The following is a 9260-nucleotide window of genomic DNA, read 5'->3' on the forward strand; positions in this document are numbered from 1 at the left end:
GCCGCAAACTGCAGAGTGATCCACTCTCCGTTCCGAAATGCAATGGATCTGAAGGGTGAGTCCCGGGGTAACGTTCCGGTGGTCTTGCTTGACGGGCTGGGCTTCCACTTTCTGTACCTGTCGGTCACCTTCGGCGGCCCTGCACGGACTATCTCCGGGCAGGGCCGCTTTGGGTGGCGTTCTTCTCATGGTCGTGATCTGCACTGGTGGGGCGCCAGAGGTGAGTGGCCTGCGGATCGAACGGTGTTTACCAGGGATGTGGGTCAACCGGCCTTGACTGGGGCGTTGGTGCCGTCATAGACCTGTCCGTCGACTGCATCGGCCCGCCACAGGTCTGCCTCGATCGACGACTCCGAGTCAGCGCCCTGCTCGCCTTGGCGCATTGTCAGGTTCACGAGCCACTCGGGTCGCCAGATTCCGTTTCGCTCGGCCGCCTTGAGGGTGAACGCTTCCGCCCGATACAGGGCCTTTACCTGATCGATGTCCATGCTGGAATCTCCGTTGGCTCGAGCCTGGGCAACCAGCCCGTCGAGCACTGCCGTCTCAGCCTGCTCGGCGTCGAGCTTCGCCTCCGGGAGATCGACCTCCGTTGGTCCAAGAGTGACGTCCACCTGTGCTATTTGTCCCGCCCTGCTGACCTGGACGTCCAGCGTTCGGGGCATTAGTACGTCATTGTGAACCCAGCGGTAACCAGTCATCCAACCCAGTTCTGCTTTTTCACCCATCCGGTGCGTTTCATGTTCTGATGCTCCCGTTGCCCAGGGGTAATGGGAGCGCATGTACTGCTCAGCGATCTCGTAGGCCTCCTGCTCAGTGGACGGATTCTTGGCGCCCTTCACGGGATAGCCCATGACGCTGGGGCGGTCGCTGTCCACAAGGAGTACGTTCAGGTGTTCCTTGTCCGGCCACGACAGGCTGCCACTGCCAAATGCTTCCGGGTGTCCCTTGTCCCGACTGAGCAGGTTGAAGATGACGGTTGTGCAGGGTGCTCCCACGCATGGCTGCTCATATACGTCACCCAGTTTGTAGTGGTCGCCGAACGCCTCGTCGACCACTTCCTCTACGGCCTGACGCTGCACAGAGCCTGCGGTTTTGAGGCTGGTGCCGTCCACGTGGGCGAAGGCGACCAGCGGGCGTGCGACACCCGCGCCCAGGATGAGGATGACTGCGGAAGCGATCGCTGATGCCTTGGCTCCGGCATGCCAGCCGAGTGCACCGCGTCGGGCCAGCACCGCAGTAGCGATGGCGAGGCCGATCAGGCCGCCGAGGATGTTCATCTGGGCATCTGCGCTGTCGCATACGCGGCCCAGGCCGTTGACCGTGGCTTGGGTGAACTCGATGGCCAGGGGCAGCGACACGACTCCCACCAGCGAGGGCAGGAATCTACGTACTGCGAAAAGCGCGAAGAGCCCGAGTGGCACGGTCATGGCGAGGTTCCACAGGCCCTGTGTGGTGTGGAAGGGCTCGGCGAGGCTGTGGTTGATGACGCATTGCCGGCTGGCTGTACCGCTGTCCATGAAGGTGACACCGAGCACGCCGGTGAGCGTGACGACAAGCCCGCCCCACCACAGACCGAATGGTTTACCGAGCCGGTGAGAGAGCAGCCACGTCGCACTGCCGAGGATGAGAGCGACCAGCACGCATGTGGCCAGGTAGATGAGGTGGTCTTGGAAGATCGCGGTGAACACAGGGATCCTTGCCAGGGTCAGGGCGCGGGGAGCAAAGGGCCCCGCCGCGGAGGCAGGGCCCTCGTTATTGCTTGTTTCAGCACTTGGTGGACGGCGTCTGGAAGGTGCCGCCGCTGTAGTTCAGTACGCCGGTGCTGCTGTAGCACAGGTAGTTACCACTCCTGCTCCAGGACTTCTTCCGAACCGCCCCGGGTTCGTTAGAGATCTCAGTTGGTGGCTGTGAGCTGGGGTTTCGTGGTTGCTCGGTAGTAGTTGGCTTCGTATTCGACGGGCGGAATGTGCCCTATCTCACCGTGGAGCCGACGGTGGTTGTACCAGTCGACCCACTCCGCGGTGGCGAGCTCGACGTGCGAGAGCGTCTTCCACGGCCGCTGCGGCTTGATGACCTCGGTCTTGAACAGGCCGATCGTCGACTCCATCAACGCGTTGCTCCTATCAGGTCACGTCCGTCCGGCGGCAGCGCTTGCTGCGTGCCCGGCCGGACGGTCGACAGATCAACGCCAGGACACTCACGGGGTCAGTCATACGCAAGAGTCAGACCGCCTCAGCCGGGACTACCCGATCCTTGCGGGATCCGGTGCGAAAAGACTGACAGTCATACGCGTCGCCGACCGAGCCGATCGAGGCCGCAATGCGGGCCGCGTCGAGGTGTTCGGCGAGGCGAAATGAGGTGTATTGAGACCCGGCATCCGAGTGGTGCACCAACTCGCCGGGAGTCGGCGGGCGGCCGTCGCGGTCACGTTGCCACAGCCCCATGTCCAGGGCGTCGAGGACGAGTTGGGTCTCCTTCGACATCGACGCGGACCAGCCGACGATGCGACGGGAGAAGGTGTCCACGACGAACGCGACGCAGACGACGCCCGACCAGGCCGCGACATGGGTGAAGTCGGCGACCCAGGTCCGGTTCGGGGCCGGGGCGACGAAGTCCCGGTCGAGCAGGTCCGGGGCCCTGGCGGCGGCCGGATCAGGCATCGTGGTGATCACCTTCTTGCCGCGGACGGCGTCGGCGATGCCGAGCTCACGCATGAGGCGCTCGATCGTGCAGCGGGCCACCTCATGGCCCTGGCGGTTGAGCTGTCGCCAGACCTTCCTGGCGCCGTAGACCTGGTAGTTGGACCCGTAGACCTCCTTGATCCGTTCCTTGAGTTCCTCGTCCCGCACGGTTCGCGGCGCGGGTGTCAACTGGCGTTTCCTGGCGGCGTAGTAGGTGGAGGGGGCGATGCTGATGCCGTGCGCTGTCAGCACGGTGCAGATCGGCTCGACACCGCCGAAGCGGTCCCGCATCTCGTCGATGAACGCTACGAGCGCGTGTGTGGCCGGTCGAGCTCGGCCGCGAAAAAAGCCGAGGCCGCCTTGAGGATCTCGTTCGCCCGCTTCAGCTCGGCGATCTCCTTCTTCAGGGCCTTGACCTGCGCGGTCTCCTCGGTCGTCGTCCCCGGCCTCTGCCCGGTGTCGATCTGGTCCTGACGGATCCACTTGCGCAGCGTCTCGCGCGAACCGATGCCGAGCTTCTCCATCACCGCGTTCAGCGCGGCCGTCTCGTTCCGGTAGTTGTCGCGGATCTCCGCGACCATGCGGACCGCGCGCTTGCGCAGCTCGGGCGGGTACATCGAGGGTCGTGCCATGACTCGGAATCCTTACACGGAATCGAGTCTCCACCTCACCCGGGGCGGTTCACTTGCCTGAGCGAGAGACCGCGGACAGCGGGGCCATGAACCTGATCGAAAGCGAGATCGTGATCGTGGATGAGGACGGCACGGAAGAACCGTTCGACGCCTCCTCGTGGTTTGAGTGAGACGAGAGGCCGTCTCTCTTATATAAGGGGAGACGGCCTTGTCCGTCCGAGCCGGGCTACGTCAGAGGGCCTGCGCGAAGTCGTCCTCTCGGATCACAAGTCGTTCACGGACGTCCTTCGGGATCAGCAGGCGAAGGTGCACCTTCGGGGCTCGTACCTTGGGCACCTTCGTGCGGGTGACCTCACAGCGGATCCCGACCCGGTACAGGTCTGCGGCCATGGCCTCCATGCCTCCCTCCTGCCAGTGCTCCCGGAACGTCTTCCCACCGTGGACGTTGACCCACCGGTCCTTAGCCGTCTCGGGGGCGATGGCCTCGAGTTCCCCGATGAGCTTGTCGAGCGTTGTCTCTGCCTGCTCCTTCGTGAACCGGGTCTTCGTGTACCGGCCACCGGGTTCGAGCTCCTTCATGTACAGCGCGATGGAGTCTTGAAGGCGCTTGATCTCCCTCCGGACCTCGGCCCCCTCCGCGTACTGGCGAACTTCCACAGGGAAGTCCCCGAGGACCTTGAGCACGTCCTCTACCAAGCGCTCGTAGATGCTCTGCGGGTTGGGTGCGCCACGTCCACCGCTCTTGCAGTTGCGGCACCGTAGGTAGTGGTAGGTCCCGAAGACGTTGTCCGTGATGTGAACGGTCATGTTCGTCTTGCAGTCGGCGCACAGCAGCACCCCCAGGAACTGGGTGAGTCCGCCGACCCGGCGCGGGGGCTGCTTCTTCATCCGCTTGTCGAGAGCCGCACCGAGGGATGCGAACTCCTCCTCGCTGAAGATCGGGGGAGCGACCTTGATCGGCCTGCCATCCCTGCCGAGTACTGGCTTCGAACGCCGTTGCCCACCGTTCTTGTCCTCCTCCACCCGGTAGCCGAGCAGAGCGGGGTTACGGAGACGGCGTACAAGCGTCGCCACCGTAAGTCCTTGGCTCATGAGGCCGGACCGCTTCAGGCACCGCACCATGAACATGGCGGAGCGTCCTCGAAGTGCCATACGTCGGGCCCAGTGCAGAGCCTTGTGAGCCTCGGGATCGATGGCGAGAACGACCTTCCCCGTGCCGTCCTCGGCCGTGACGTAGCCGTATGCCGGCTTGCCGATGATCCAGTTCTCCTGGGTCTTCGCGTAGTCCCACAGGCTCGTGACGCGGGTGGAGGTGTTGGCCGCTTCGATCTCGGCGATGCCGCCGATGATCGTGACCATGATCTTCCCGGCGGTCGTCGTGAGGTCAAGACTGTCGTTCTTCGAGACCAGGTTCTTCCCGCGCTTGAGACTCCACTCGATCATCGTTGAGAGATCGGAGAGGCGGCGCACGAACCGATCGAGTTTCCAGAACAGGATCTCGTCGAACTCGGGGGAACGGTTGTTCAGCCAGTCACCCAGCTCCTTCCTCTTCCATGGTGGGACCTTCGTCGCCGACACGTTCAGGTCCGAGGCGACACCGATGACTCGGCACCCTCGTTCCCTGGCCAGGATGCGAAGGTCAAGCTCCTGCCGCACCGGTGAGGTCGTCTCGTCCGTCAACACGGATAAGCGGATGGACAGGAGAGCCCGAGGTGCGTCCTCGGGAAGCAGGGCCTCGGCCCGCTTCAGCTCCTCCAACAGCGCAAGGTCGGCTTCGGTCCACTCGGCTTCCACGTTGTAGGCCGCTCGCGCGGTTGCGAGCTGCCGCTGTCCTCGTTTGCCCATGTGGGGGAGCATGGCGCGGTTTTGAACGTATTTCCATATGCCCCCAGCTCGACACCAGTATCCAGATCGGACCGACTGGTAAGAAGTTGCTGCCGCTGACGGTCAAGAACGCGGCGTCGGCTCCCGGCGGGGCGACCTCCTGAACCGTCGTCCACGAGACGTCCGGCGGGCCCACTCCCGAACACGGGGGTGGGCCCACCGGCGTTCGCGGCCCGCGGTGGCGACGCGGTGCTACGGCCGTGCGGTGTCGGACGTCGTTGCCGGTACCGGTGTCCGTGCTGCTGCCGGCCCGGGCGGATGAGTGGTGAGCAGGGGCGGGAGGACGGCCTCGAGGTCGTCCAACGCCTTCCTGGCGAGGGCGATGCGGGTGCGCAGGTCCACGTCGGGGTCCGGGACCGGGACCTGGACCGGGGCGGGAACCGGAACCCGGGCGGGGGGTGGGAGGGCATCGGGGGCGGGGGACTGTTCGCGTTCCAGTTCGCGGGCCTCGTCCAGGGAGCTGATGACGACTCCGATCAGGACGTTGACCAGGACGAACGAGGCGATCAGCACGTAGGAGGCGTAGTAGACGATGCTCCAGCGGGAGATCTCCAGGCCCGCGTGGACCGCGTCCCCGAGGCCGTCCAGGGTCATCAGCAGGAAGAGGGTGAGGACGGCGCGGCCGAGGGAGCCGTACTGGCCGGGGTTCGCCTCGCCGAAGAAGACCCAGCCGACCATGGCGTAGACGTACAGCAGGAGCGCGCCCACCAGCAGGAAGCTGACGGTGCCGGGCAGGCTGCGGGCCACCGCCACGATGACGATGCGCAGTTGGGGCAGGAAACGGGCGGTGCGCAGGACGCGGGCGAGCCGCAGAAGCCGCAGGACGGTGGTGTTCTCGCGGACGACGGGGAGGAACGCGCAGGCGACGACGGCGAGGTCGAAGACGTTCCAGGGGTCGCGGAAGAAGTCGCGGGGGCGGTCGGCGTGGGCGCAGGCGCGTACGGCTATCTCGGCGGTGAAGGCGGCGAGGCAGAGGTGTTCGGCGAGGCGTAACCAGCGGTGCCAGTCCTCGGCGAGCCCGCTGTAGGTCTCGGCTCCGAGGAGGACCGCGTTGACGATGATCAGGGTGAAGACGGACAGGGCGAACCATCGGGCTTCGGTGAGGGCGTGGGCCCTCTCCGCCAGGACGCGACGCAGGGGTCGGGACCGGGGCGGCCGGGGCGTGGCGCCCCTGGGGGCAGGGTGGTCGTTCATCGTGCTGTATCTGCTCCTTCGTGCCGCGCGCCATGCCCGAGGTGCGAACGGGCCGGCGGGTTCGCGCGGCGGTGACACTCCAGAGCTTTTTTCTACAGCATTGTAGATTCGATGGTGTTCGATGCGGGCGGGGCGACGCGTCGGCCCGGCGCCGGTGCATCCGAACGGCCCGCCGGGGCGTCTGTACCTGCATGCACCTGGAGAAGCCGGACGCCGGGAGACCGACACCGCCCGTACCGCGGCCCTCGCGGCGGCAGCCGGACGCCGCGGGCGAGGGGTGCCTGGTCGTGGCGATCCGCCTGCCGGTGCGGATCGTCGTGTTCCTCGTGGTCCTGCCGGTGCGGCTGGTGTGGGACGCGTGTGCCGTCGCCGCGCGGTGGCTGGAGCGCACCGTGTTCCGTCCGCTCGGGCGGGCGCTGCTGTGGGCCGGGCGCGCGGTGTTCGTGTGGCCGTTGGCCGGGCTGTGGCGGTACGTCCTCGTGCCGCTCGGCAGAGCGCTCGCGTGGCTCGGGAACCTGGCGGTCGTCGCGCCCGCCGGGCGGCTGTACCGGTACGTGCTCGTGCCGCTCGGGCACGCGCTGGTGCGGCTGTACGCGCACGTGCTGACGCCCTTCGGGCACGGCGTGACGTGGGTGCTGCGCGGGATCGTGGCCGTCTGTGCCGCGATCGGGCTCGGGGTGTTCGCGGCCCTCGCCCGGCTCACGCGGTATCTGGTCGTCGTGCCCTGCGCCTGGGTGTACAGGTGGGTGCTCACGCCCGTCGGGCGGGCCGCCGTCCGGTGTGCGAAGGGGCTGGCGCGGCTGGTGGACGTGCTCGTCACCGGCGTCGGCACGGGGCTCTACCGGATCACCCGGATCCTGCTCGTGCTGCCGCTGCTCGCCGTGTGGCGCTGGGTTCTGGCGCCGGTGGGGAGGGTGCTCGCCGTCGTCGCGCGGGAGATCCGGAGCGCCCTCGGACACGCCTGGCGGATCACCGGGTACGTCTCGCTCGCGGTGGGGCGGTTCGTGAGGGCCCTCGTCCGGTGGACCGTCGTGGAACCGGCGCGCCTGGTGTACGCGCATGTGCTGACACCGGTGGGGCACGTGGTGCGGGACGTGGTGCTGCGGCCCGCCGCCGCGGCGGGCCGTGCCGTGGGGCGGGCCGTACGGCAGTCCCTCGCCTCCGCCCGCGCGACGCTGCGGCAGGCGCGCGCCGACCTCCGCCGGACGCTCGTCGGGGGGCGGCGGCCGGCACCGGTCGAGGACCGGCGGGAACCTATCGGCGCCGACACGCGTACTCTTGGTAGCAGTACGACCGCACTCACGAAGGACTGAACGACACTGGGCAAGCGACAGCCCGAAGGCCCGCCGCCCGCACCCGCGGTGCAGCGCATCCGACTGCGTTACACCAAGCGCGGCCGCCTCCGGTTCACCAGCCACCGTGACTTCCAGCGTGCCTTCGAGCGCGCGCTGCGCCGTGCCGAGGTGCCGATGGCGTACTCGGCGGGGTTCACGCCGCACCCGAAGGTGTCGTACGCCAATGCCGCACCCACCGGCACGGGCAGTGAGGCGGAGTACCTCGAGATCGCGCTCACCCAGGAGCGTGACCCGGACGTGCTCAGAACGCTCCTCGACGAGTCGCTGCCCACGGGCCTCGACATCGTGGAGGCGGCCGAGGCCCGCACCCCGGGTCTCGCCGACCGGCTGACGGCCTCGGTGTGGGAGCTGCGGCTGGACGAGGTCGACCCCGAGGAGGCCCGCCGAGCGGTGGACGCCTTCAACGCGGCCGGGACCGTCGAGGTGCAGCGCCGGACGAAGAACGGCGTCCGTACGTTCGACGCCCGCTGTGCGGTCGTGGATCTGGAGCGTGTGGAAACGCCCTCTTCACCGGCCGATAGGCCGACCGGCCGGCCCTGTGCGATACTGCGGCTGGTTGTTCGGCACGTGACGCCTGCCGTTCGACCCGACGACGTCCTGTCCGGTCTCCGCGCCGTGGCCGATCTGGCGCCGCCGGTCCCCGCAGCGGTGACCAGGCTGGCGCAGGGGCTGCTCGATGAAGAGACCGGCACGGTGACCGACCCGCTCGCGCCCGACCGCGAGGCAGCAGCGACCGAGCCGCAACCGGCCGGTGCCACTGCCACCGCGACGGTGCCGGCGTAAGGAAGGTCCCGTGTAGGGACGGACGTCGTAGCGCCGCCCTCGTACCTCGGGAGCCACCCGGGTCGGGCAGCGCACCCACCACAAGACTTTCGCCAGGCCGTGCGCATTCGGTGTACGGAACCGGCGAGACAGGACACAGAGAGCTCCCGTGCGGCGCCCGCGCCCCGGACGGCGGTAACCGCGCTCCGCGCGAACCGCGGACGTCACCGGCATCGCCGGACCAGGTGCGGCGCCCGGGAGCCTGACGGGAGAAACCCCCGCATGCTCGAACCGACCGAGCCCACAAAGGGCTCCGAAGAGAACAGCCCCAGCGACACCCTGCCGCCGCGCCGTCGGCGCCGGGCCGCGTCCCGGCCGGCCGGCCCGCCCGCGGCGGCCTCCGGCACGACGGACCCGGCGACCGCCCCGGCCATACCGGCCGCCGAGGCCGCCCGGTCCCTCGAACCGCTCGAGGAGAACGACGAGCTCGAGGCCGTGGAAGGCACCGGGAGCGAGCCGGCCGCGGCCCCCGAGCCGGTGGCGGACCGGGCCGAGACCCCGGCCGACGCGGACGACGCCGCTCCGCGCAGGCGCCGACGGGTCGCGCGCCGCCCGGCCTCGTCCGCGGGCGCGCCGGAGGCGGCGCGGGCCGCCGAGACCGTCGTACCGGCGACCGGGACCCCGGCCGCGCCGGAGGCTCCGGCCGTCGAGCCCGCCGCGGAGGCCGTCGCGGAGACCGCGGAGGCCGTTTC

At 68.3% G+C, this 9260-nt stretch carries 7 protein-coding genes and 2 pseudogenes; 3 read left to right on the forward strand and 6 right to left on the reverse strand.

Annotated elements, in window-relative coordinates; all coding sequences use genetic code 11:
• Positions 1 to 263: 263 nt before the first annotated feature.
• The 6 genes and pseudogenes from TU30_RS20350 to TU30_RS20375 all read right to left on the reverse strand — a co-directional run bounded on the left by TU30_RS20350 (position 264) and on the right by TU30_RS20375 (position 6391).
• Positions 264 to 1688: a VanZ family protein gene (locus TU30_RS20350; protein WP_042171983.1), complete on the reverse strand. Its 1425-nt coding sequence runs from the start codon at positions 1686 to 1688 to the stop codon at positions 264 to 266.
• Between the two features lie 206 nt (positions 1689 to 1894).
• Positions 1895 to 2116 (reverse strand): annotated as a pseudogene (locus TU30_RS20355) (integrase core domain-containing protein); the annotation flags it as partial.
• Between the two features lie 106 nt (positions 2117 to 2222).
• Positions 2223 to 2972 carry an IS3 family transposase gene (locus tag TU30_RS20360; protein WP_107068521.1) on the reverse strand — a complete coding sequence of 250 codons (750 nt, stop codon included), beginning with the start codon at positions 2970 to 2972 and terminating at the stop codon, positions 2223 to 2225.
• Positions 2973 to 2986: 14 nt separating this feature from the next.
• The gene (locus TU30_RS20365) at positions 2987 to 3313 is read right to left on the reverse strand and encodes an IS3 family transposase (protein ID WP_042171987.1); all 327 of its coding nucleotides are present in this window, start codon (positions 3311 to 3313) and stop codon (positions 2987 to 2989) included.
• 231 nt (positions 3314 to 3544) lie between these two features.
• Positions 3545 to 5107 carry a recombinase family protein gene (locus TU30_RS20370; RefSeq protein ID WP_042172237.1) on the reverse strand — a complete coding sequence of 521 codons (1563 nt, stop codon included), beginning with the start codon at positions 5105 to 5107 and terminating at the stop codon, positions 3545 to 3547.
• Between the two features lie 282 nt (positions 5108 to 5389).
• Entirely contained in the window at positions 5390 to 6391 is a 1002-nt protein-coding gene (locus tag TU30_RS20375) for an ion transporter (RefSeq protein WP_078878392.1), read from the reverse strand.
• A gap of 191 nt (positions 6392 to 6582) precedes the next feature.
• Between TU30_RS20375 and TU30_RS20380 the strand changes: the two genes are divergently transcribed.
• From TU30_RS20380 to TU30_RS20390, 3 genes and pseudogenes are all read left to right on the forward strand, one after another.
• Positions 6583 to 7704 carry a hypothetical protein gene (locus TU30_RS20380; RefSeq protein ID WP_199816877.1) on the forward strand — a complete coding sequence of 374 codons (1122 nt, stop codon included), beginning with the start codon at positions 6583 to 6585 and terminating at the stop codon, positions 7702 to 7704.
• 48 nt (positions 7705 to 7752) lie between these two features.
• A complete protein-coding gene (locus TU30_RS20385; protein WP_042171989.1) occupies positions 7753 to 8529 on the forward strand; it encodes a TIGR03936 family radical SAM-associated protein in 777 nt (258 codons plus the stop codon).
• 261 nt (positions 8530 to 8790) lie between these two features.
• A pseudogene (locus tag TU30_RS20390) lies at positions 8791 to 9260 on the forward strand (ribonuclease E/G); the annotation flags it as partial.

The organism is Streptomyces sp. NBRC 110035 (genome assembly GCF_000829695.1).
Classification (GTDB): Bacteria; Actinomycetota; Actinomycetes; order Streptomycetales; family Streptomycetaceae; genus Streptomyces.